The 22,536-nt window shown below is 47.6% G+C and carries 19 protein-coding genes; 7 read left to right on the top strand and 12 right to left on the bottom strand.

The annotated features are described in order from the left end of the window. The first annotated feature begins 16 nt into the window (after positions 1 to 16). Complete coding sequence (locus tag SPIRS_RS09825; protein WP_245537751.1) at positions 17 to 484, top strand: HIT family protein; 468 nt, start codon at positions 17 to 19, stop codon at positions 482 to 484. Here SPIRS_RS09825 and SPIRS_RS09820 read toward each other — a convergent pair. Both SPIRS_RS09820 and SPIRS_RS09815 read right to left on the bottom strand, forming a co-directional pair. Beyond that, on the bottom strand, positions 465 to 2,258 hold the full coding sequence (locus SPIRS_RS09820; RefSeq protein ID WP_013254531.1) for a DUF5312 family protein: 1,794 nt from the start codon (positions 2,256 to 2,258) through the stop codon (positions 465 to 467). The two genes, SPIRS_RS09825 and SPIRS_RS09820, sit on opposite strands and share 20 nt — an antisense overlap. An 18-nt stretch (positions 2,259 to 2,276) precedes the next feature. Beyond that, complete coding sequence (locus SPIRS_RS09815; protein ID WP_013254530.1) at positions 2,277 to 2,903, bottom strand: thiamine diphosphokinase; 627 nt, start codon at positions 2,901 to 2,903, stop codon at positions 2,277 to 2,279. A 98-nt stretch (positions 2,904 to 3,001) separates the two neighbouring features. Here SPIRS_RS09815 and SPIRS_RS09810 point away from each other — a divergent pair, with 98 nt between their 5' ends. Then, on the top strand, positions 3,002 to 4,333 hold the full coding sequence (locus SPIRS_RS09810; RefSeq protein WP_013254529.1) for a DUF1015 domain-containing protein: 1,332 nt from the start codon (positions 3,002 to 3,004) through the stop codon (positions 4,331 to 4,333). 34 nt (positions 4,334 to 4,367) lie between these two features. Here SPIRS_RS09810 and SPIRS_RS09805 read toward each other — a convergent pair whose 3' ends face one another. Together SPIRS_RS09805 and SPIRS_RS09800 are read right to left on the bottom strand one after the other, a co-directional pair. After that, positions 4,368 to 4,943, bottom strand: coding sequence for an L-threonylcarbamoyladenylate synthase (locus tag SPIRS_RS09805; RefSeq protein ID WP_013254528.1), 576 nt, complete (start codon positions 4,941 to 4,943; stop codon positions 4,368 to 4,370). Then, a complete protein-coding gene (locus tag SPIRS_RS09800; RefSeq protein WP_013254527.1) occupies positions 4,940 to 5,383 on the bottom strand; it encodes a septum formation initiator family protein in 444 nt (147 codons plus the stop codon). The genes SPIRS_RS09805 and SPIRS_RS09800 overlap by 4 nt, the downstream gene beginning before the upstream one ends. Positions 5,384 to 5,534: 151 nt before the next feature. On the opposite strand from SPIRS_RS09800, the gene SPIRS_RS09795 reads away from it, so the two are divergent. From SPIRS_RS09795 to SPIRS_RS09780, 4 genes are read left to right on the top strand one after another with little or no spacing between them, the layout of a single operon-like run. Continuing rightward, positions 5,535 to 8,603 carry a midas domain-containing protein gene (locus SPIRS_RS09795; RefSeq protein WP_013254526.1) on the top strand — a complete coding sequence of 1,023 codons (3,069 nt, stop codon included), beginning with the start codon at positions 5,535 to 5,537 and terminating at the stop codon, positions 8,601 to 8,603. After that, the gene (locus tag SPIRS_RS09790) at positions 8,600 to 9,550 is read left to right on the top strand and encodes a hypothetical protein (protein ID WP_013254525.1); all 951 of its coding nucleotides are present in this window, start codon (positions 8,600 to 8,602) and stop codon (positions 9,548 to 9,550) included. The genes SPIRS_RS09795 and SPIRS_RS09790 overlap by 4 nt, the downstream gene beginning before the upstream one ends. A gap of 2 nt (positions 9,551 to 9,552) precedes the next feature. Beyond that, entirely contained in the window at positions 9,553 to 11,154 is a 1,602-nt protein-coding gene (locus SPIRS_RS09785) for a motility associated factor glycosyltransferase family protein (protein WP_013254524.1), read from the top strand. Continuing rightward, positions 11,132 to 12,805 carry a motility associated factor glycosyltransferase family protein gene (locus tag SPIRS_RS09780; protein ID WP_013254523.1) on the top strand — a complete coding sequence of 558 codons (1,674 nt, stop codon included), beginning with the start codon at positions 11,132 to 11,134 and terminating at the stop codon, positions 12,803 to 12,805. Before SPIRS_RS09785 ends, SPIRS_RS09780 begins: the two co-directional genes overlap by 23 nt. Here the strand turns inward: SPIRS_RS09780 and amrB are convergent. Next, on the bottom strand, positions 12,793 to 13,644 hold the full coding sequence (gene amrB, locus SPIRS_RS09775) for an AmmeMemoRadiSam system protein B (RefSeq protein WP_013254522.1): 852 nt from the start codon (positions 13,642 to 13,644) through the stop codon (positions 12,793 to 12,795). The two genes, SPIRS_RS09780 and amrB, sit on opposite strands and share 13 nt — an antisense overlap. Before the next feature lie 59 nt (positions 13,645 to 13,703). Between amrB and SPIRS_RS09770 the strand changes: the two genes are divergently transcribed. Then, positions 13,704 to 14,867, top strand: a complete 1,164-nt coding sequence (locus SPIRS_RS09770) for a GGDEF domain-containing protein (RefSeq protein ID WP_013254521.1) — start codon at positions 13,704 to 13,706, stop codon at positions 14,865 to 14,867. Positions 14,868 to 14,885: 18 nt separating this feature from the next. Here the strand turns inward: SPIRS_RS09770 and SPIRS_RS09765 are convergent, their stop codons facing one another. The 7 genes from SPIRS_RS09765 to SPIRS_RS09735 are packed head-to-tail and all read right to left on the bottom strand — an operon-like array spanning position 14,886 to position 22,518. Further along, entirely contained in the window at positions 14,886 to 15,815 is a 930-nt protein-coding gene (locus SPIRS_RS09765; RefSeq protein WP_013254520.1) for a ribonuclease Z, read from the bottom strand. Beyond that, the gene (locus SPIRS_RS09760; RefSeq protein WP_013254519.1) at positions 15,812 to 16,444 is read right to left on the bottom strand and encodes a 3'-5' exonuclease; all 633 of its coding nucleotides are present in this window, start codon (positions 16,442 to 16,444) and stop codon (positions 15,812 to 15,814) included. Before SPIRS_RS09760 ends, SPIRS_RS09765 begins: the two co-directional genes overlap by 4 nt. 3 nt (positions 16,445 to 16,447) lie before the next feature. Beyond that, the gene (locus SPIRS_RS09755) at positions 16,448 to 18,985 is read right to left on the bottom strand and encodes an ATP-dependent Clp protease ATP-binding subunit (protein ID WP_013254518.1); all 2,538 of its coding nucleotides are present in this window, start codon (positions 18,983 to 18,985) and stop codon (positions 16,448 to 16,450) included. Continuing rightward, on the bottom strand, positions 18,978 to 20,003 hold the full coding sequence (locus tag SPIRS_RS09750) for an ATP--guanido phosphotransferase (RefSeq protein ID WP_013254517.1): 1,026 nt from the start codon (positions 20,001 to 20,003) through the stop codon (positions 18,978 to 18,980). Before SPIRS_RS09750 ends, SPIRS_RS09755 begins: the two co-directional genes overlap by 8 nt. After that, the gene (locus SPIRS_RS09745) at positions 20,003 to 20,500 is read right to left on the bottom strand and encodes a UvrB/UvrC motif-containing protein (protein ID WP_013254516.1); all 498 of its coding nucleotides are present in this window, start codon (positions 20,498 to 20,500) and stop codon (positions 20,003 to 20,005) included. The genes SPIRS_RS09750 and SPIRS_RS09745 overlap by 1 nt, the downstream gene beginning before the upstream one ends. A 27-nt stretch (positions 20,501 to 20,527) precedes the next feature. Further along, positions 20,528 to 21,832, bottom strand: coding sequence for an ABC transporter permease (locus tag SPIRS_RS09740; protein WP_013254515.1), 1,305 nt, complete (start codon positions 21,830 to 21,832; stop codon positions 20,528 to 20,530). Then, positions 21,829 to 22,518, bottom strand: coding sequence for an ABC transporter ATP-binding protein (locus SPIRS_RS09735; protein ID WP_013254514.1), 690 nt, complete (start codon positions 22,516 to 22,518; stop codon positions 21,829 to 21,831). Before SPIRS_RS09735 ends, SPIRS_RS09740 begins: the two co-directional genes overlap by 4 nt. Positions 22,519 to 22,536 lie beyond the last annotated feature (18 nt).

The following is a 22,536-nucleotide window of genomic DNA, read 5'->3' as shown; positions in this document are numbered from 1 at the left end:
TTTTAATTTTGAAAAAATGAAATACGTTAAAGGGAAAAAATATCCAGGCTGCATCCTCTGCTCAATCGTCGAAAAACGTGACGATGTTGTCAATCTTTGTATCTGGGAAGATGAAGACTTCCTTGTTAGTGTAAATCTTTATCCATACAATCCCGGGCACCTTTTTATTTTTCCCCGAAGACATCTTACCGACATCAGGGAACTCACAGGTAAGCAGGAAGCAAAACTGGATAGGATTACAAGAAGCTGTCTAAACCTTCTGGATGCAGTTTACGCCCCATCCGGCTATAATATCGGCTACAACATGGGGCTTACGGCCGGAGCATCCATCGACCACATCCATCGTCACATCATTCCCCGTTATCCAAGGGAAACAGGAATTGCCGATTTACTGGCAGGCAAGAGAGTACTTGTGGAAAGCCCAAAGGTAAGTTGTGAACGGCTAAAAAAGGTACTTTCCGAGCTTACGACTCCATTCGCTTGATTTGCTGCATAACAAAGGAAAAACGCCGCAGGGTGGCAATATTACGATCAAGAATCGATCGTAAGGCCACCGGAGTCCCCTTGATAAAATAGTGCTGGTTAAGGGCCTGTGTTCCCGATTCATTTCTGATCTTCAGCGTATCCTCGAATATCCGCTTCAACCCCTCTACGGCCTCACATCCCCGACGAACAATGGATGCCGCTTCGCTATCCTTCTGCTGAACCAGTGACCGAAACATCCGGGACTGACCCTGATCCCCTCCCATGGAAAACCGAAGGCGCTGGAAGAGTTTTCCATCGCTTTCCTCGCTGGAAAGGGAATGGTCGAGCTTGCGTATTTCCTCTTCCACATCCTCGATTGCACTAGCATGCATCAATAAACGATCACGTTCAACACGATTGAGAGCATAGAGCCCCCTGTCAAGGATCTGAACCGTTTCCTGGATATCATTGCGATAGTTCTTTGTGCAAAAGGCATACAAAAGAGCGAGAGATCGCTGAAACAAAAACATGGGCAGGGCCAATTCATCGTAGGCAATTGATTGATAGGTACGATAATTCTTCAAGCGTTCTACGTCACCTTCTGCAAAAATTTCCCGAATATTGCGATCCGTTGCTTCATCACGAACTCCGGGGAGCTCTTCCTCAATATATTCCCGCATGATAATTTTTCGTGTGGTACGAAAAAAGGCCTTGAGGTCCATTTTTTCCTGAACGATACGTATCTTGTAGTAGGGATCACGTCGAAAAAAGCGGATCAGCTCGGGGAGAGAAGAGGCATCCAGAAAGCTTTCTGCGGTTTCCACCAGATGCTTGAAATGTGAAAGAAAAGCCTCGCTCTCTTCTTCTCGCACATTACGCTTTCTACAAACAGACAGAACGATATCGGCAACATTGAGTGTCAGAGGATCGCTTTCCACCGTAATCGACAGGAAGTAGAGACCATGAAAAAGTTGTTCAAGCTGGTCAAGCATGGTAACGGCGGTAGCATTACGGAAGGTAGGAATATTACCGGTCGCCTGATACATATCCATGGGATCTACGCCGACAACCCCGAATGCCCCGAACATGCGTTTAAAGGGAAATCTTACAAGCCGGTCGGCGGCGAGGATGGGAGCAACGGCTGATTCCAGCCTCTTGAGCAGCTGTTTATCGATTACCTGCTCAAGTTCTTCATCCAGAAGCTCGGCTCCTTTTCGCCTGACAGCCTCGTCGCTTCCTTCCCGGCGAAACACCTCAATCATCTCTTCTCTGGAATATACCTGTTCAGGAGATTTAATCGACTCTTTTAATTCATTCTGAAAAAGCGAAATCATAACATCACGGAACAGACCACTTTTACCAAACAGCTTATCAAAACAGGAATAGAGCAGTAAAGAGTCTTCGTAAAGGGGCCAAAGCTCCTGAGCGAATCCCGGCTTGAGATCCCTGGTTTCAAAACCCGTAAGACTTTGATTATTCTTTCGAATGGTACGCTTTAGTCGATCAAGCTTCATCTCCAGCATAAGGGCCTCGTACCCCTTCCCTGTCAGATGCTTTTTCAGCCAAAGCATGAAGCGTTCCCAAAGCGAGATCCGCTTGAACTCCTGCATCAAGCGAAGATTCAGCTCGTCCGTATCCGACGAAGAGGAAGGCTCACTGCCCCTTGGACTGTTCATCTTCAAGCTTTTATTGATCGAATTGAGAAGCTCATCTCTTTCGGTCGAAGAAAGCGATCTGCTTAACTCAAAAAAGACAGAACGCCGATCTCCATCTTTCCCCACTTGACCTGCCAAGCTTTTCTCCCTTCATCATTATTCATCAACAGGAATAATGAAAATCATTCTACCGCTGTGGACACCTATTTGAAAACAAGATTCTTTGACCTCGTTACTTATACCGAAACTGCCCCTCTGCCAGAATAAGGTATCAAGTTCCCATTTGAGCCCACGGCTCCAGGGGGAACACGCCTGCTTTCCGACGGGAAAACAACTGACCGTAGTCCCGACAGGCAAGGAGAAAGAGTTCTCTTTCTCTATCAAAAAGACCGATCCAAAAGAGGCATACCATCTTTTAGGAGTCCAATCTCGATCAAAAAGGGCAAAAAGGGCGAGGAGATGGTCGACACGGCCCCCGCCTCCGCCGATAACAATCAATTCATCACAGCCAAGATTCCGGGCATGGGAGACGGCTATCTCCGTGTCGGTCATATCCTTATCTCGATCGTAGATGATAACATGTCCATCTTCAAGCGTATCAAGCAGAGATTTATTCTTTATCGAATCAAAATCACCAACGGCATAATCCACGCTAACGCCGTAAGCGACGGCCAAGTCAATTCCCGAGTCGGCGGCAATCACCATATCCGAAGAAGTGGGGAATTCGGGAAGAGTATCACCGATCGGTCCTTCGCCACCAATAAATAAAAAAGCGCGTTTCATACATCAAAATTCCTTACTCTGGCATAATCAACAGTTTTATGCTTGTTTTTTTTCCTTTTCGTAGATAATATGCCAGTAAATTGATGAAGGAGTAAGCCATGGCTTTCAAAGACAAACTTGCCGCAGTGGGGGTCGCCGCCCCTGCCATTGTTATGCCGAATTCGGACATCGACATGTCCAAATGGGCCGTTGTTGCCTGCGACCAATACACGTCCGAGCCGGAATATTGGGAAGACGTTGCCCATATAACCGACACTGTACCGTCGACCTTTAAGCTGATTTTTCCTGAGTGCTACCTGGAAGACAACGATGCGCAGGAGCGAATCAAAAATATTCAGAACGCTATGAAAGCCTACCTTGCGGACGGCGTGCTTACCGAACATGAACCCTCCTTTTTTCTAGTCAAACGGGAAACAGGAACCAGCCCCCGCCGCTGGGGACTCATGGTGGCTCTCGATCTTGAAGCGTATGACTATTCCAAAGATTCCACAACCCTGATACGGGCGACGGAAGGAACGATCATAGAACGAATTCCCCCCAGAAAGAAAATTCGAATAGGTGCACCTCTCGAGTTGCCGCATATCATGGTTCTCATCGACGACCCCGATAAAACCGTTATCGAACCGCTTACTGCCCAACTTGATCGCCTCCAGAAAATCTACGACTTCGATCTCATGAAAGAGGGCGGCCATCTTACAGGATATAAAATTGATCAGAGTCGTATGGAATCCATCGCCGATGCACTAACAAAGCTTGCCGATCCAAAGAGCTTCGAAAAGCGCTACGGAAGCAAAGATGTTCTCCTCTTTGCTATGGGAGACGGCAACCACAGTTTAGCAACGGCAAAGGCTGTCTGGGAAGAGATAAAAGCAAACAAGACTTCTGATTCCGATATTATGAATCATCCGGCCCGCTGGGCTTTGGTTGAGGTGGAAAACATCTATGATGAAGGCCTCATTTTCGAACCGATTCACCGGGTACTCTTTGATATAGATACGAAAGAATTTCTTAAGACCTTCTCGAGCGTGGGAGCGGTCAATTTTAAGAAACTTGACTCTGTCGATGCAATCATGGAAAGCATTAAGACCAAGGATGAAATTCAGCGAATTGGCTATGTTGATGAAGAGCAAATCGGCGTCATTGAGGTACAGGATTCGAATTCGACCATTGCTGCGGGTACGGTACAAGCCGTTATGGATTCCTACCTTTCCGCACACAAGGAATCCTCGGTTGATTACATACACGGTGAAGATGTAACGATCAAACTGGGGAGGAAACCTGGTAACTGTGGCATTCTTCTTCCGGCCCTGGATAAGGGGGATTTCTTTAAAACCGTTATTCTCGACGGCGCACTTCCTAGAAAAACCTTTTCAATGGGAGAGGCCCATGAGAAGCGTTTTTACGTGGAAGCAAGAAAAATCACCAGGTAAGCAAAAGCGGAAAAGAAAAACCAGACAACAACTATTAGGTTGTCTGGTTTTTTATACCATCTACACACACCGCCCCCTGTCTTAGAAGAACATAGGGCTCACTTCTTGCATTAATTATAGTAGAGGCCTGTCCTTGCCCCATGATTCCTGCATCGACAATCAACTCTACCCGACTCCCAAATAATGCCACAATTTCTTCAATAGCATTAATATTAGGTTGTCCACTTTTGTTTACACTTGTTGAGTATAATGGCATACCAACCCTTTCGATGCAACGTTGAAGAAGCTCGTCATCCGGTATTCGTACCCCTACCGTACCGCCCTCAACGGCATCGAGGATAAGGGTCAGGGCTCCCGGCCAATATCGCATTAATCGCGCTGGAACCTTCCCTCGAACCACACGGGGAAGCAGAGAAAAGTTTATCAGCTGTAAAAAGGGATTTGTCTCCAACCGGTCCTTTAAAGCTCTGATCTTTTTTTCACTTGCGGGTACTATTCCGACAATACCATACATAGTATCGCAGGGCATGATGACCGGTTCACCTCGAAACAGGACCTCGGTCAGGACATCTAAAAGATTGGGATCATCCTTCGATATCCGCCGCGTCATCTTTTTTTCCCTTCCGAAGTAAAAAGATTCCAAGTCACCAATGTGGCAATGGCTCCCATAAAAATAGCAACAAGCTTAAGAACAAAAATGGGAGATTTTTCACTCTCGTAGGGCTTGATAAAGGCTCCTACCGCAAAGCTACCAGACGAGGTCGGTTTATATCCATTTTCAAGCACAATCCGTCCTTCATCAGCCTGATAATACCCCAACTCTCTGGCTGCAAGCATTACCGCCTTTCTATCAGATGCAAGTGATTTTGCATGTAGAGCCAAATCACTATGATAATCCTCAAGCTGGTTCACATTTGCTTCCAACTTAACCTTATATGCAAGCAAATGCTGATACTGTAGATACCCCTTTGGCCCCCAAATAAGAGTCAAGCCACCATAGGCCATCCCAGCCACATATACGCCAAGTAAAAACGACCATACACGCTTCATATACTCATTAACGGCAGGTAGAGTTATGCTTATGAGGTGATTTTCACATTGTTATTTTCTTTTTGATCTGTTAATCTTCAAAATAGGTTCATGTAAGCGCAGCTTTCTTCCGATAGAGGAAATAGTGTGGAATAGGAATCAGGAGCGAGCAATGGCAAGCGATCAAAAAAACAATTTTGATAACATCGACGACGAACTCGAACTTGAGCAGTACGGTGTTTGGGTAAAGACAGCCCCGGAAGAAATCCCTCTGGAAGAATCGGAAGACGAAAACTTCGAGCTTGAAGACCTCGACATCCCTCAGGAAACTTCCCTATCAAATATCTCGGAAGAGGAAGAGGCGCTTTTAGGCGATCTTGATAAGGAACGAGATGAGAAAGAAAGAGGGACAAGCGACAACATATCATCCGATGAAGAGGTCTTCGACCTTGATCTTGACTTCGATGAGACGCTTGATGCCGATGAAGAAATTTTCACCAATGCAATAGATGATTTGAATGACGATACCTTTACGATCGATTCAGCATCATCTTCAAATGAGGCAATTGATAGCGATATTGAAGATATCGATCTCGATCAGCTTGATATGGAAGCCGAAGCAATTCTTTCGGACTCAGAAGAGACAATGCCTCAGCAATCTGATGAGGAGGACCTCAATCTCATCGATGAGGACTTTGAGACCGAAATCGAAGAAATGAACATTGGCGAATTGGATCAGAAAGATTATGGAGAAGAACTTCCAGAACTTGAGGAGATAGAAATACCCACCTCCGATGCAAAAGAAGAAGATGAAAGTATCGATGATCTCACCGAATTTGATGATATAAGCGCCTTTGAAGATGATTTCGGGATAGACCTAAAAGGGGAAAAAGAGGCACCTCTTGCGGAAGGTGCAGTTCTCTCCAAAATAGAACAAGAACTACTCAGTATCAAAGATGAACTTACGAGCCTCCGAAAAGAACTTTCGGTTCTTCGCAAGAAAGAACACGAAGAGGTCGACCAGCCCTCTCCTTCTGAAACGCAAGATGAGGAGACTCCGGCGAAGGCAGAAAAAGATGAGGTCGCTGGGTTCTTTGAGGATGATGAAGACGAAACCATAGCCCTCACCGGTGATGAACTGGATAATATCCTCAACACCGCCGATGTAACCGAAGAAATGGGCCCCTCCGAAGCTCTTGAAGAAGAGTCATCCGATCTTTCCGCCTCTGAAGATTCAAGCGAATCCCCAGAGGAACTGTCTGTCGAGGAGCTTCCCGAAGAGATAAACCTGGAAGAGATTGAGACTGAAGCTGAGGAAGAAACTTCAGAAGCCGAAATCGAACTTCCGGAAGCAGAGCCCGAAACCGAAGCTTCCGAGGCCGATGATAGCGAGACTGAACTCGATCAGTTCGACGATCTTCCCGAGATCGAAGAGCTCGACCTCAGCGACTTTGAAACCTCCGAAGAGGAACTTGATCTCGGGGACCTGGAAAGCGACATCGACGACTTGACCGACTTCGACCTTCCGGAACCCGAAGAACCGCTTGAACCCGAAGAACCGGTCGAATCTGAAGTTGAACTTGAGTCAGAGATCGAACTTGAATCCCTTGAGTCCGAAGTTGCACCGGAAGAATTTCTTGAAGAGATAGAAGAACCACTTGAAGAGGCAGCGGTCCCTACAGAGGTTCCCGAACTGGAACCTCTCGACCTTGAAGCGGAAATAGAACCCTTGCAGGAAGATGCGGTCGAAGAAGAGTCATCCGATCTTTCTCCCTCTGAAGATTCAAGCGAATCCCCAGAGGAACTGTCTGTCGAAGAGCTGCCCGAAGAGATAAACCTGGAAGAGATTGAGACTGAAGCTGAGGAGGAAACCTCAGAAACTGAGATCGAAATTCCGGAAGCAGAGCCCGAAACCGAAGCTTCCGAGGCCGATGAGAGCGAGACTGAACTCGATCAGTTCGACGATCTTCCCGAGATCGAAGAGCTCGACCTCAGCGACTTTGAAACCTCCGAAGAGGAACTTGATCTCGGGGACCTGGAAAGCGACATCGACGACTTGACCGACTTCGACCTTCCGGAACCCGAAGAACCGCTTGAAACCGAAGTTGAGCTTGAGCCGGAGATCGAACTTGAATCCCTTGAGTCCGAAGTTGCACCGGAAGAATTTCTTGAAGAGATAGAAGAGCCGCTTGAAGAGGCAGAGGTCGCTACAGAGGTTCCCGAACTCGAACTGGACCCCCTCGACCTTGAAGCGGAAATCGAACCCCTGCAGGAAGAAACGTTCGAAGAAGAGTCATCCGATCTTTCTCCCTCTGAAGATTCAAGCGAATCCCCAGAGGTACTGCCTGTCGAGGAGCTGCCCGAAGAGATAAACCTGGAAGAGATTGAAGCTGAAGCTGAGGAGGAAACCTCAGAAGCCGAGATCGAACTTCCGGAAGCAGAGCCCGAAACCGAAGCTTCCGAGGCCGATGAGAGCGAGACTGAACTCGATCAGTTCGACGATCTTCCCGAGATCGAAGAGCTCGACCTCAGCGACTTTGAAACCTCTGAAGAGGAACTTGATCTCGGGGACCTGGAAAGCGACATCGACGACTTGACCGACTTCGACCTTCCGGAACCCGAAGAACCGCTTGAACCCGAAGTTGAACTTGAGCCGGAGATCGAACTTGAATCCCTTGAGTCCGAAGTTGCACCGGAAGAATTTCTTGAAGAGATAGAAGAGCCGCTTGAAGAGGCAGAGGTCCCTACAGAGGTTCCCGAACTGGAACCTCTCGACCTTGAAGCGGAAATAGAACCCTTGCAGGAAGATGCGGTCGAAGAAGAGTCATCCGATCTTTCTCCCTCTGAAGATTCAAGCGAATCCCCAGAGGAACTGTCTGTCGAAGAGCTGCCCGAAGAGATAAACCTGGAAGAGATTGAGACTGAAGTCCCTGAAACTGAAGAACTTCTTATCGACCAGGATGATATTCTTCCTATGGAAGAGCAGGAAGAAGAAGGAGAAGAACCGATTGCTGCAGAGCCGTCGGAAACTGTACCCATCGATATCGAGTTGCCGGAGATGCAGGAGTCTGGAGAGGTCGACGAGATGTCCTCTCAACTAAAAGAAGAGATAAAATCGGTACTTAGTTACATGGATCACCTTCTTGAGAGTCTTCCGGAAGAAAAGATTGAGGAGTTTGCAAACTCCGAACATTTTGAGGTATATAAACGGCTCTTCAACGAGCTCGGCTTAAACGCATGACCGATAGAAATTCGCAATTCGGTGGCGGGCTCTTATCCGCTGCCGAATTGAAAAAACGAGAAGTTTTCTTTAAAAAGGCAGATTCTTCGTTTAACAATTCGGTACAGGCCGTTCCGAAAACCATTGACGCGCCGGCTCCTTTGTTTGATCGTTTCATCGAAAGTTTCAGGGTTGAGAAGGGGGCGCTTCTCCTTCTTGACCAGGACACGACCTCATTGGTACATGTCGCATCTTGTGGCTACGATGTGACAACAATTCGCCGACTTCGTTTTCCTCTTCACGACTACGACCTTGAGAGGCCTCAGGTATACAGGACATCACAACTTACGCAATTTCGGCCTTACTTTTCTATACGGGAATTTTCGATGTTGGACCGGATATTGCTTATTCCCGGGCGTGTAAAAGCAGCGCTGTTTGCTTTAATCCTTATAACAGAGGGCGATGATTATCTCTTTACGGTTCCGCCCTCCTTTCCCTCGCATTTTCTCAAAGGGATAGAGGATTCAAGCTTCTTTTTTTCCGATGGTGAAGAACATATTCATAGTCACGAAGAGGCAAACGACATCGTTACCGCTTTAACGGAAAAGCACGAATCCGTTTCTGTGGCTTTAATTGAGTGCTCACAACTCCTAGAATTTTTGAAGGAACGTAATGAAAACGCCGATCCATTTGCGTTGCTTCACCGTGGAGTGACTTTTACCAGAGGTCAACTTACAGAGTCTTTTCCAGACAGCCAAGTAATGGAGCTTGCTGAAGCACATATACTGGTTCTTATGCCATCGATCGCGCAGCAAAGGTTGGGAACTGTCATTCACCAGGCAACGATAGCCCTTCGTTCTCGTTTCGGTCCGTTGCGTGAAGTTCCTCCGCTGCCTTTTTCAACGGCTCAGTTGCCGGACGACGGCCTTTCAGTGAGGGAACTTTTTCCTGAGATCGATCAAAAATAGAAATGAATCAGAGTGCCCTTCGGCTTTTTCGTTCCAAAAATGGTGCGTTAACGGCTCAAATCGAGAACTATTTGATCCACTCAAAATATGATCCCCTCCGCGAAGCTTACCAGTTTGCCGAACGGCTCGCTCCGTGTTCTCTTTTTTCCTGGATAATCATTATTGGCGATCTTTTTGCTTACCTCGCTACTGCGATACATGAGAAATTTCCGCAAGCGCATATCATTTCTCTTTCACCGGAACGAGGATTAGTTCAGTCAAGCTTTTCTCTCGATGAGATGATACAAAAAGGAGTGTATCGGTGGGAGGATAAAAATCTTGCCACGCTACAGTTGTTTCTTGACGATTGTATTCCCGATCATGCTGTCCAAGATTTACGCGTTCTTCACTGGAATCCGGTACTCAGAGCCTATCCAGGGTGGAGTAAGGAAGTCATTCGAGTCATAACAGAGCGAGCGGATCTTCTTTCGGCAAATTATACTACCAGTCGTGTTTTTGCTCGTCGATGGCTAAAAAACGGCCTTGCCCACTTAGCCTTCGACTATATGCAAGGGCCCTTACACATGATAACCTCGATACATGGTCCAACGATTGTGGCTGCATCGGGGCCCGGTTTGTCGGAATTTTTTCCCTTGCTCGCCCGGTATAGGGATTTTTACTTTCTTTGTGCACTTCCTTCAAGTCTGAAAGCACTTCATGAAGCAGGCCTTTCTCCAGATCTTATTATGCATGCCGATGCTGGGTACTGGGCCACGCTTCATCTTCATAACCTATCCCACTTGCATGAAGAAAAGCAAAAACCGATTCTTTTCTCTTCTTTGACATCAGCCCCTTTTCATCAGAGACAGGAAAAAAACGAGAGATATGTACATGGGATGTTTATCGAAGAAGATTCCCCTTTTGCCATCGAAAGTCCATCGCTCATTCACCTGCCTGCCCGTGGAACCGTTGCTGCAAATGCCTTTGATCTTCTGAATCAGATTGCTACAGGACCCATCTTTTTTGCCGGCCTGGACCTTGCCGCATCTGATCTCCGTTTTCATGTCAAGCCGCACACCTTTGATTCACGTATCACCTCGGGAACCTATCGCTACGAACCTGAACTGCACAGGCGATTCATCCGTTCGCTTGAACAGGGATTTTCAGGATCCGGCCTAAGAAAAAGTTCAAACGCTCTTTCCCTCTATGCTCGTTTTTTTTCCAATCGAACAGACGTCAAGGGCATCAGCCGGATTACATCATCCTGCTCAATTTCCCTTCCGGGAGATAAAGAGATTACGTTTCTGGAGCGGTTCCTCGCACATGAAGTATCCGGCCAGCGCAGTATTGTGTATAAAACCAAGACCATTGATTTAGATATTATCAGAACAACAGTTTTGAACAATTTTCAAAATAGACTCAATACGATGAAACAGCTTCAGGATCAAGAACTCCGTACACTCCTTTCCTTAGCACCGAGCAAGCGAAGTATTGAAGAACACCGACTTATCAACCTTTTTACCATGATCGACTGTGATCTGCATGATGTCTCAAAAGCGCGTATCAGAAAAGCAATAGAGCCTATCGAGGAGATGATCGAACATGTCAAAAAGCACCATCCTTGAACGAAATATGTTTGCTTTCAGCTCCGTTGCTCCCAAACTTTCCATCGCACTTGGGACGGCGACCTCTACGCCGAACCTTAGCTTCATACGATCAAAGAGAGGTGCCAAGGTTCCCCTTTTGTTTCATGAAGGGGCACAGCTTCCCCTTCATTCCAAAGTCGATCCCATTCGGGAGGGTGAACGCTTTTACGAATATCAGCCAGCGGGCGGATTCCTGCTTTTCCTCGGATTTGCAGGAGGGTATCATATTACTCCGTACCTCCGCAGGGACGATATTTCGGGAATTCTTATCATAGAAGAAAGCCTTTCATTTCTAAAATCGATTGCTTCGGAATTTGATTTGAAGGAACTCATCCTCGACCCTCGGGTACAGTGGTTGGTGGAGCCTGACAAGGCCGAGGTGGAACAAACACTTCTGGAATCCTATCTTCCAGCCGTCTCCGGAGACCTTCGAGTGCTCCCCCTCCGTAGCAGAACAAAAACGGCAAAACCCTTCTTCGACACGGTTGCTTCTGTAGTCGCAGGAACGATAGAATCACTTTCTGAAGATTACTCGGTCCAATCCTACTTTGGTAAGCGATGGTTTACCAACTCGGTACGGAATCTTGATGCGGCAGGTCATGCAATCACGACAATCCCGCCGATACGGAAAGCCCACATAACGGGGGCCGGGCCCAGCCTTGAAAAGGCGATTCCCCTGTTAAAGCAGAGAGGCCGCGATGATACATTAATCGCCACAGACACCTCGCTACCAGCGCTCCTTCAGGAGGATATCCATCCCGATCTCGTCATTTCCATCGATTGCCAGCATATCACCTATCATCATTTTCTTAAGGGCTTTCCAAGAGAAATTCCTCTTGTACTTGATCTCGCCTCACCCATTTTTCTCTCAAGGCTTTCTGATCGACCCTTCTTTTTTACAAGCGGTCATCCCTTTAGCCAGTATCTCAACGCCCATTGGCGTCGTTTCCCCGTCATCGATACATCGGGGGGAAATGTAAGCCATGCAGCAGTCTCTCTGGCAAACAGCCTCGGTGCCGAAGAGATCCATATCTACGGAGCCGATTTTTCTTACCCGGAGGGAAAAAGCTATGCCAGGGGCACCTACCTCTATCCTTTCTTCCACTCGCAATCGGAAAGGATCCTTCCTGCCGAACATCAATTTATCGAATTTATTTTTCGTAACGAAACGTTGACAAAAGAATATGTGGGTAAAAAAATCAGATATACCACCAGACCTATGGTGAGTTATCGCAACCGTCTGGCCTTACTTTCCGGTAAAATAGGAAGTAAACTGATCCATCACGCAGGAGAGGGCTTGCCGATCGATATCCCATCCTCTGTCAGGCATCGCCGGGAAAACAACATTGTTGGAACCTTTTTTTCAGCAGGAAAGAGCAATGGTTCATGGAACGATTTTCTTCGTGAGTATCGTGACCGTGTCGCGACCCTTCCAAAGGCCGATGTATCATTTACCGCACATATGGCGCATCTTTCACTCTCACAGAGAGAGCTGAGCTTCACCCTTTTCCCTGCATGTGCCGCTATTCGAAAAGAAGAACCGCAAAGCAGAACGACTCTTCCTGGTGCAAGAATCCTCAACAAAGCAAAAGCATGGACAATCGAGGTTATAGACTCCTACCTTCCATAGGCAACGGAACCATATCCGACGAAGGAGGGGGCACGGTAGAGCTTATATGAATTATAGTAGGCAAGCCTCTCACTTTTCATCGCTCCGATCATACGAGCAAATCGAATCACGGCTGCAGCGGCACCTGAGGAGCAGGCAGAACGATCCTCTTTCCCCCGCCTAAGGACCTCGCTCTCTTCCATTCTTACCATTGTTTCTATCATTTCGGCATCATTGGCTTCTACCCACCGATAGGCCTCTCCTCCTGTTCCGGCAGGCATAAAATGATAGTCGGGACCGTAATGTGTCAAATCGGTAGAGCCGATCATAACGGTTGCCCCCCCCTCATCCATCGCAAGCCGAGCCGCACACTCCCCCAAAACGAGGGACTCATCACCCGAACCTACTCGCAACCAAATCAGCTTAGCCTTAGGGAAATGATACTTTATCAACGGTAAGTGAATCTCAACACTGTTATCGGTCTCTGTATCTTCACGAACAGATACCTTTCCCGAAAGCTCCTCGAGCAGAAGATCACGGAAACCGATATCTGCCGGGATAAGGCCGAGAGGTGTATCAAACGCATCTTCAAGGGCCATCAAGATCCCAGATCCAGCGAAAAGATGCCCACCAACAACAATAACGGACTCAGCATCCTCGTTCAATAAACGTATGCCTTTCCAGGCAAGAGCTCCGGAAAATGTCCACCCGGCATGAGGTATAATAGAAGCAAATGCCTTATCAAGGTGTGACTCGGTATCAGTCGCTTCCCAATCCGTGATACGTTTGAGCACTTCACGTTCCACATCAGGATACCATCCTACCGGCAAGCCTCGTTTACGTACTTTTTTCCCCTTCATATATACAATAATAAAAGAATAACTTACATTCGCAAAGGTTTTTGTTTATAATAGGGCCCATGAAAAAGAGCACGGCGCGTACAACAATCGGAATTGCTGTCTTTGTCCTCATCTTCCTTCTTGCATGGTTTGTTATCTCTCTGACACTTACCATCCATAAGAGTAAGAGCGGTTCCGCCCGGCATTTTGCAACCCTAAGCGGGAAAGCTTTCTCAATGCTTGCTACTGATACCATTTCAGGAAAAGAAATTTCCACCAATCTTCGTCCACTTGCAGAGGGAAATAGCTCCCTCCAGTTGCTCTATGTAACGAAAGACGATGGGGCCGTTGAGTATCTTTATGCCAGAACGGCTGCCTTTCTTTCAAGTATTCCACGCAGTTCAACGCTTAATCGCAGTGATATTTCTTTCAGACCCGCCTCTTTACCGTCCGTTACCTATCAAGAACGTTCGCCAATTCGGGAAAAGAAGCTTACCGCTACGGCCTACTATGCACTCATTGATCCGAATCAGTTGTTTTTGATTTTCCGATCCCTCTTTATCGCCACTTTGGTCTTTGCCGTGCTATTGATAATCCTCCTCGGGACCCAGAAATTATCGAATGAAGAGGTCGATGTGGTCGGGCGGAAAAATGGCTCTAAACCCCAGATACTATCGAAAGAAAGGCATACTGAAGAAACAGAAACAAAGGATGCAGTGCCTGACACCAATGAAACGGGCGTATCTCTCTATTCTCCACGGAGCGGACTCTGCTGGGAGGATTTTCTAACCGACCGTTTAACAAATGAACTCAAACGTTCGGCAAGTTTTGAGCAAGAGTTGAGTCTGGCCATTGTTGATTGCGGTCCCGTAGAAACCGAAGCATATCGTCACCTTGCCGATGAATTTTCGAGGATTTTCCCGATGCGTGACATGACCTTTGAATTTGGCGTTACAAGTTTTGCCCTTATCCTTCCAAATACCCCGTTGCTCGGGGCCCTCGACCAATTGAAAGTTTTTCTTGATAAGATAGAAAATGAAAAGAGGGTTTCGCTTTTTGCCGGTCTCAGTAGTCGTAGCGGACGGCTGATAGAAGGAGAGTTGCTTATCAAAGAAGCGTCCGTCGCCTTGAAGCGTGCCAAGAGTGATATGGAAAGTAACATTATCGGTTTTCGTCCGGATCCCGGTAAGTTCAGAGAATATCTGGCTAAAAAGGGCAGTGTTCCGAATTCCGGTGATTCTTAGGCACAAGCCGTAAGCTAACTAATCATCATAGGGTATTTCTATTTGCTGTTGATCTTCTGTAAGAAATGTTTCCGGGAAAATCGTCTTCGCCTCTTTGAGTAATGTACGCAAATCTCGCATCGTATAGCGCGGGCTATAATGGATAAGTCCCATTTTTTTAATACCGCCTGCATCCTTGGCAATCGTAGCAGCCTGCTTTGCCGTAAGATGTTTTTTCTCAGCAGCGCTCTCCTCAAGGTCGCTAAGAAACATCCCCTCACAGATAAGAAGATCGGAATCGGAAACATGAGAGGCAATCTCGGGGATGTACTTGGTATCCGTCACATACGCAAACTTCCGGCCGGAACGCTTATCTCCCATTACCTGTTCAGGGAAAACGGAAGTGCCGTCGCTTGCCTGGACAACCCCTCCCTGCTGCAAACGCGACCATAGAGGGCCCCTGGGAACCCCAAGTTCAGCAGCCCTCTCAGGATGGAAAATTCCTGGTCTGGTATCCTCTTCCAAGACATAACCGACACAGGGCTTGGAATGGAGGAGAGGAAAGGCCCGAACCGCATACCCTTCCCCGCGGTATACCTCACAGGGAGCGTTAATCTCCTTTATGATGACTTCGTAATTAATATACATATCGAGAACACTTCTCGCCGTTTCAACATACTCCTTGATTTTAGGCGGACCGATGATGGTAAGAGGTTCTTCTCTATCAACTTGGCTCGAAAGCATCATGATTCCGGGTAATCCGGTCACATGATCGGCATGTGTATGACTTATAAAAATCGCCGAAATCTTCTTCCAACGGAGATTAAGTTTTCGCAAAGAGACCTGGGTACCTTCACCGCAGTCAAAAAGAAAAAGGTCGCCATCCCGCCTCAATAATGCCGAGGTGAGATGCCGACCGGGAAGCGGCATCATGCCTCCCGTTCCGAGTACAAAACATTCAAGATTCATCGCTTATATTTCCTGCTCCTGGAATAGGTAATTAATTCATCGATCGTCATCTTCAACATCTGCTTATCTTCATCAAGACAGCGAAAGAAAAGCCTGCCACAATCGCTGGCATCCGAGAGGGCTCTATGCGCATCCTCCTGAAAAAGATTGAGAAAAGTTATCAAGTTTCCTAGTGCATAACTTGGGAGTCCGGGATACACCCTTCGGGAGAGCGTTAGGGTATCGATAAAAAGGGTATCCCCCAAAGAGAGTCCGAGTCGATCAACAGATGATTCCAAAAAACCATAATCAAAGGGAAGATTATGAGCAACAGCAACCTTCCCCTCAATGAATCTAAGGAAGGAAACAAGAGCTCCTTTTTCATCCGGGGCATCGAGAAGATCATCATCTGTGATACCGTGAACAGCCGTGGATGCAGGCGGTACAGGTATTCCGGGACGTACTAAAGAGCTAAAGGTCTCTTTTGTTTTACCTTGCCGCCAAGAGACAGCACCTATTTCAAGAATTCGGTCCCGAAACGAATCAAGGCCTGTTGTCTCAAAATCAAAGGAGACAAACTCGACATTCTGCGGAAGCAACTCCCCCAACCGCGGGGCAGCAAAGTCAAAAAACGATTGTTGTTGATCCATAAGCTATTGAGTGATCCCTGCATGATCTTTTACTACCTGGGGCTGCCGGGCCGTAAAATGGATTTCCCCTTTTCTGATACCGACTATCATATGGGTTCCGGAGACGCAACGGCCTTTCAGCATTTCCATGGAAAGCGGATCTTCAAGTTCCTTTTGCAAGACACGACGCAACGGCCTCGCACCATATTTGACATCATAGCCCTTATCGATGAAATAGTCTTTTGCACTTTGCTTTACCTCAAGGATGATATTCATTTCCAGCAAACGAAGTGAGATTTCGGAAAGAAGAATATCGAGGATTTTTCGAATCTCCGGCCGCTTCAAGCTCGTGAAGACAACAATCTCATCGACACGATTAATAAATTCGGGACGGAAACTACGCTGTAATTCATTCATAGCGGAGGCCTTGATTTCCGCATGACTCATGACACCCTCGGAGGCCTGAAATCCAAGAGCCCCACTTTTACTGATTTCACGGGCACCGGCATTACTGGTCATGATAAGCACGCTATTGCGAAAGCTGACCTTGTGACCGAGATTATCATGAAGTTCACCTTCCTCAAGTACCTGCAGCAAAAGATTAAATACATCCGGATGTGCTTTCTCAATCTCGTCGAGAAGGATGACACTGTAAGGGCGTCGGCGAATTTTCTCGGTAAGGACGCCTCCCTCTTCATAACCGACATAGCCGGGAGGCGCTCCGACGAGTCTGCTCACATTATGCTTTTCCATGTAATCGGACATATCCACCCGAACGAGGGCCTCTTCATCACCAAAGAGAAACTGTGCAAGCGTCTTAGCCAATAGGGTTTTTCCGACACCTGTTGGCCCGAGGAAGATAAAGGAACCGAGAGGACGTTTCGGACTACTGAGGCCGGTCCTCGACCTGCGAATACTACTCGCGATAGCCAAGATAGCCTCATCCTGTCCGATAACCGTTTTGTGCAGTTCTTCCTCAATTTTCAGCAGCTTCTCCGATTCGCTCTGTACGATCCGCGCAAGGGGGATACCCGTAATTCTGGAAACGATGGCCTGGATATCTTCAGGACCGACAGTACTTCTTTCGCTGCGCATATTGCTTTTCCACTGACTCTGAAGTTCTTCAACCTTACCTTTGAGACGACGTACATCATCACGGACCGCAGCAGCCTTTTCATAATCCTGATTATTGACCAATGCAATCTTTTCTCCGGTAAGACGTTCAATGTCTTCTTCAAGCTGAATGAGTGCCTTCGGCCGTACCGTATTATGAATCCGCTTAAAAGATCCCGCCTCGTCAATGAGATCGATTGCCTTATCGGGAAGAAACCGGTCGCTGATATAACGATGTGAGAGATGAGCAGCGGCTTCCAGGGCCTCGTCACTATACGAAACATTGTGATGCTCCTCATATCGTTCCCGAATTCCCTCCAAGATTCCAACTGTTTCTTCAACGGAAGGCTCTTCAACAAATATGGTCTGGAAACGACGTTCCAGAGCCGCATCCTTTTCAATATGCTTTCGATATTCGTTGAGGGTCGTTGCTCCAATGCACTGAAGTTCTCCACGGCTAAGGGCCGGCTTCAACATGTTGGAAGCATCAATAGCACCTTCGGCACCACCGGCACCGATGATCGTATGGAGTTCATCAATGAAAAGAATGACATTCCCTGCGTTCTGTATCTCCTTCATAACCCTTTTAAGTCGTTCCTCAAACTCACCGCGATACTTGGTGCCGGCGATAAGAGAAGCGAGATCAAGCGTTAACACCCGCTTTCCCGAAAGGACTTCAGGAGCGGAGCCGTCCTCAATCATTTGGGCAAGGCCTTCGACGATAGCGGTTTTGCCAACCCCGGGTTCACCGATAAGGACAGGATTATTCTTTGTACGGCGAGCAAGAATTTGAATGACACGCTGTATTTCAAAATCCCTACCGATTACGGGATCGAGTTTCCCATCATGTGCGAACTTCGTCATATCACGAGAAAACTCATCCAATGTCGGCGTCGATTTTTTCGATTGGGCCGCTCCCCCCCGTTTTCTGAACCCCAAGTTCGGGGGTTCTGCATGTTCGGAACCGGATGCTCCGATAACGGTGTTGCCGGCAGAGCGCTCTGTCCGCCCGCTTCCCCGCAGCTCAGCGATGGTTTGGCGAATTATTTCCACACCGATATTCCGCTTTGCAAGAAAACGCTGGACGACACTTCCTGCCTCTTTGGATGCAGAAAGCAAAAGATGTTCGGTTCCGATATATTCATGTCCGAGGGCGCGGGCCTCCTCAGCCGAATCTTCAAGGAGCTTTTTCCCTCGATGACTGGGAGGCACATCTCCGAGAATAAAACCTGCATGTTTGCGGGGAATACTCTTCTCAAGCTCTATCTGGAGCTCTTCGGGATCGACTTTGATCACCTGCAAGGCACGATATCCCAGTCCTTCCCCGTCTTTCAACAGAGCCAGAATAATATGCTCAGGGAGCAGTTGGTCGGAATGAAATCGTTTTGCTTCTTCCTGAGCGTAGATAGTCAATATGCGCTGTGCTCTCTGGGTCAAGCCCTTAAACATCAAAACCTCCAATCAAGCGGTCAATTCCGAGTCGACTCCGGATATAGTCGATCCGCTCGACTCCCGGATTACCGTTATTTCGGAAACGAACAGTTGCATCACCTGCAAGCCAAAGCAACTCCACGAGCCTTTCCGGCGGAAGTTTGACAAGTCCGAAGGAGACGCCGAGCAATAGAGAAAGAACAAGGCGGTGTCCCTCAGCAGAGTCAATCCGCTCCGCCGAAGCGGCTATCCCGTAGGCACGGAATACACGATCTTTGACCAGAGATAATCGCTCCTGGTCAATCATCCTCCGTGTTTTCTTCTCATAATGTACTAGCAATTCTAGCATATGTGCAAATTTATTTATACTCTCATCTTCACTCATCCCGAAAGAATATTCGGTGCCTATTTCAAATAGTTCTTCTTCCTCTTCATTCTCTCCATTCGCGTTTCCGCGAATCCAGTATCCTTCTTCCATTAAACTTCGAAAGATCGCTTCCCGGTTCCCGTTCCAGCCTAAAGCGGGAAGAAAGAGCCAGGCACTATGAAAGAGGGCGTTACCGCTTGCCGAAATATCAGACAAAAGATACCCCATATCAAGAGCAAAAGCAAAATCGAGTTTTTTCTCGAGTATTTCCTCCCATTCAGACGCCAATACGTAGCTCTGTTTCAGCTCCATACCGGGGCAACGTCCAGAGACTGCAATGTGGTCACGGTCCAACAGGAGACACCATCGCCACTGTCCAGCATCCATACAGAAAAATCTCCGGTCTCCGGCCTGAGGATCACTCAAGAGTCCCGCATCCCGAAACATTTTCCTGCGCAAAGGCGGCATACCGTCTACACCCTCAAAGGGGGGAAGATCAACGGCTGCGGCGAGAATGGCATCCGTCACCGTTTTTCGCTCCTCTTCATCAAGGGCATCGGGAAAGGCATACGAAGAAAGGTTCCGCCTCAGTTCCGATGTCACCTGAAGAACAATATCGGAAGCCTCTCCTGTACCCCAGTGAGGGAAGGAAAAGTTTTGCTCGTCCATTATAATCCGTTCTCGATTCTTGATATCGCATCTCGAAGACGTGCCGCCCGTTCGTACTCTTCGCCTGCTACAGCCTCTTCAAGCTGAGACTGTAGCAGGGCCTTATCGATCAGACAGGCCTTAAAGGTTTTTAGGCGCTTTGGGATCTTGCCACGATAAGCCGCCGGGGTCATTTCACGTTCCTGCATAGCCTGGATGAGAGAGTGAAACTGAGAATAGCAGTCGGGACATCCGACTTTTCCGTTTTCTTTGATCTCATCAGCGGTAGTGCCACAGGACGAACAGCATTCGGGAAAATTCTCATGTTGCCCCTTATCCTCGGCAAAAAGCGTCCCCAATGCATCACCAAGGAGATTCCCCAAATCTAAAGCGGCATTATTGCCGTCGGTGGCAACGATTCCACTTTTGCCTGCACAGGAGGCACAGAGATGAATCTCTTTCAGCTCTCCGTTGCTAATTTGCTGAACATGAATGATGGCCTCATTCTTTCCACACATATCACATTTCATAGTTTCTTATTGTACCTAATGCTTCCTGAAAATGTCGAGGGGCTTAAGCCTAGCTGCTTTTCGAGCCGGCAACCAGGAACCAATTGTAGCAAAGGATAGGGCAAAAATAGCCGCATACAGGACCTCACCGATATGAATATCAATCGGAATAGTTTCCAAATAGTAATCCGGATTGAATAAAACAAACGAAGCCGCTTTCTCTCCATTCAATAGGGCAAAGGGATGAAGAAGCAGTTCACGAAAAACCCCCAACCCGGTTTCGATCCCCGAGATAAGGGTATTTATATTAATGCTGATCAAAAGCCCTCCAGCAATACCGATAACCGTACCGACGATCCCGATCCCCATGCCGAGTCCAAGAAACATCTGCTCAATGGAGCGAGAAGAGACCCCGGTACTCTTTAGCATTGCAATTTCCGGTTCGTGTTCCATCATCATCATGACGACTGCCGCGGTAATACTTACCGATGCAACCATAACGATCAATATCATGATAAATACAAGTAAGGTCCTTGTCGTTTTGAAGCTTTCAAACATGGGACGCTGGAGTTCATACCAGCTGTACACCCGCCAATTTTCCGGTAGGTTTTGGGAAATACGTTGTTTTACATCCTGATACTCCCCGAAAGGATCATGAATTTTTACCCCTATGGTAGAACTCCAGGAATCTGGAAAGAGAGAGAGGGCTCGTTTATATGGGATATAGATGGAAAGGGCATCCAATTCATAGTAGCCCGTGGAAAAAATCCCACGAACCACAAAATGACTCGGCTTCATAACGGTTTTCACCCCACCAATCTTATAGGCGGTAAGAAGAGTAACCTCATCACCGACACCCACATTCAGGGTTCTGGCGGCCTCCTTACTTATCAAGAGGTCGTTTTTGTCGTTAAGCCGATACTCCCCTTCGCTCCAGCTGAGAAATGATGCCGCCTGCTGATCCCTTTCAAGCCAGTCGGAGGGAAGCCCCCGTACAGACACGCCACTCCTGCCGTCGGGAGCATAGACAATACCAACCCCTTCCACCATGGGAAGAGCAAGGAGGACGTCGTCCACCCGTAATATATCCTCAGCGGCCTTTTCAAAGGAAGGGTCACCATCCTGGAGACGCTTAACCTGGAGATGGAAACTACCAATCTCAAGAAAACGTCGGGAAATTCCCTCTATCATTCCGGATGAGACCTGTTGGACCACAATGAGAGGAATAAGGGAGAAGGCAACGCCGATAATCGCCCCGACAACATGGCGACGTCTATTTTTACTGCCATGAGGTCCATTCAATAAGCGCCAGGCGACAAAAACGGTAGAAGGAAGGTTCAAGCCCGTCCCTCCTCTATGCTTAAGGCGCCTCCGCCGAGGGCAAGCCTAACTTCTCCCATTGCTGCCAGTTCTGGATTATGGGTGACAAGCAAAAGTGTCGTACCCTGCTCCCGTACGATTCGTGCCAATAGCTCGGTTACAATGATAGAGTTTTTTTCGTCCAGATTACCGGTCGGCTCATCGGCAAGGATAAGCGAAGGATGATTTATCAAGGCCCGGGCAACCGCTACTCGCTGCTGTTCTCCACCTGAAAGTTGGCTTGGATAATGTTCACGTCTATTGCCAAGACCGACAAGCTCTATCAGCTCTTCTGCCCATTTTCGAGCTCTCAGTCGCGGTGTACCCGACATATAGGCGGGAAGCATCACATTCTCGACGGCGGTAAACTCTTTCAGCAAATAGTGGAATTGAAATACAAAACCGATAACTTGATTACGATAATTGGTCAGATCCTGCTCACTCATCTCGCTGATCCGCTCGCCTCCGACCTCGACACGCCCTTCGGAAGGCAGGTCCAGGCCCCCTATAATGTGTAGAAGGGTGCTCTTTCCACTTCCGCTCTCGCCTGTAAGGGTAACAAAACGTTTTTCTCCCAGTTCAAAGGAAACATCCTGGAAAACAGTAAGTAGCTCTCTTCCGCTTTTATAGACCTTTTTTAGTCCGGATACTTTCACCAACGCGTTCATCTTTGTTCTCCCCGGTTG

The sequence above is a fragment of the Sediminispirochaeta smaragdinae DSM 11293 genome, from assembly GCF_000143985.1.
Taxonomy (GTDB): domain Bacteria; phylum Spirochaetota; class Spirochaetia; order DSM-16054; family Sediminispirochaetaceae; genus Sediminispirochaeta; species Sediminispirochaeta smaragdinae.
Note: the sequence above shows the minus strand (reverse complement) of the source record. Positions and strands in the feature narration are given on the sequence as shown.

What these genes read in the sequence shown, in the direction of transcription:
- SPIRS_RS09825 (WP_245537751.1), top strand. Translation starts at nt 17, where the DNA reads ATGAAATACGTTAAAGGGAAAAAATATCCAGGCTGCATCCTCTGCTCA.
- SPIRS_RS09815 (WP_013254530.1), bottom strand. Translation starts at nt 2,903, where the DNA reads ATGAAACGCGCTTTTTTATTTATTGGTGGCGAAGGACCGATCGGTGAT.
- SPIRS_RS09810 (WP_013254529.1), top strand. Translation starts at nt 3,002, where the DNA reads ATGGCTTTCAAAGACAAACTTGCCGCAGTGGGGGTCGCCGCCCCTGCC.
- SPIRS_RS09805 (WP_013254528.1), bottom strand. Translation starts at nt 4,943, where the DNA reads ATGACGCGGCGGATATCGAAGGATGATCCCAATCTTTTAGATGTCCTG.
- SPIRS_RS09800 (WP_013254527.1), bottom strand. Translation starts at nt 5,383, where the DNA reads ATGAAGCGTGTATGGTCGTTTTTACTTGGCGTATATGTGGCTGGGATG.
- SPIRS_RS09795 (WP_013254526.1), top strand. Translation starts at nt 5,535, where the DNA reads ATGGCAAGCGATCAAAAAAACAATTTTGATAACATCGACGACGAACTC.
- SPIRS_RS09790 (WP_013254525.1), top strand. Translation starts at nt 8,600, where the DNA reads ATGACCGATAGAAATTCGCAATTCGGTGGCGGGCTCTTATCCGCTGCC.
- SPIRS_RS09785 (WP_013254524.1), top strand. Translation starts at nt 9,553, where the DNA reads ATGAATCAGAGTGCCCTTCGGCTTTTTCGTTCCAAAAATGGTGCGTTA.
- SPIRS_RS09780 (WP_013254523.1), top strand. Translation starts at nt 11,132, where the DNA reads ATGTCAAAAAGCACCATCCTTGAACGAAATATGTTTGCTTTCAGCTCC.
- amrB (WP_013254522.1), bottom strand. Translation starts at nt 13,644, where the DNA reads ATGAAGGGGAAAAAAGTACGTAAACGAGGCTTGCCGGTAGGATGGTAT.
- SPIRS_RS09770 (WP_013254521.1), top strand. Translation starts at nt 13,704, where the DNA reads ATGAAAAAGAGCACGGCGCGTACAACAATCGGAATTGCTGTCTTTGTC.
- SPIRS_RS09765 (WP_013254520.1), bottom strand. Translation starts at nt 15,815, where the DNA reads ATGAATCTTGAATGTTTTGTACTCGGAACGGGAGGCATGATGCCGCTT.
- SPIRS_RS09760 (WP_013254519.1), bottom strand. Translation starts at nt 16,444, where the DNA reads ATGGATCAACAACAATCGTTTTTTGACTTTGCTGCCCCGCGGTTGGGG.
- SPIRS_RS09755 (WP_013254518.1), bottom strand. Translation starts at nt 18,985, where the DNA reads ATGTTTAAGGGCTTGACCCAGAGAGCACAGCGCATATTGACTATCTAC.
- SPIRS_RS09750 (WP_013254517.1), bottom strand. Translation starts at nt 20,003, where the DNA reads ATGGACGAGCAAAACTTTTCCTTCCCTCACTGGGGTACAGGAGAGGCT.
- SPIRS_RS09745 (WP_013254516.1), bottom strand. Translation starts at nt 20,500, where the DNA reads ATGTGTGGAAAGAATGAGGCCATCATTCATGTTCAGCAAATTAGCAAC.
- SPIRS_RS09735 (WP_013254514.1), bottom strand. Translation starts at nt 22,518, where the DNA reads ATGAACGCGTTGGTGAAAGTATCCGGACTAAAAAAGGTCTATAAAAGC.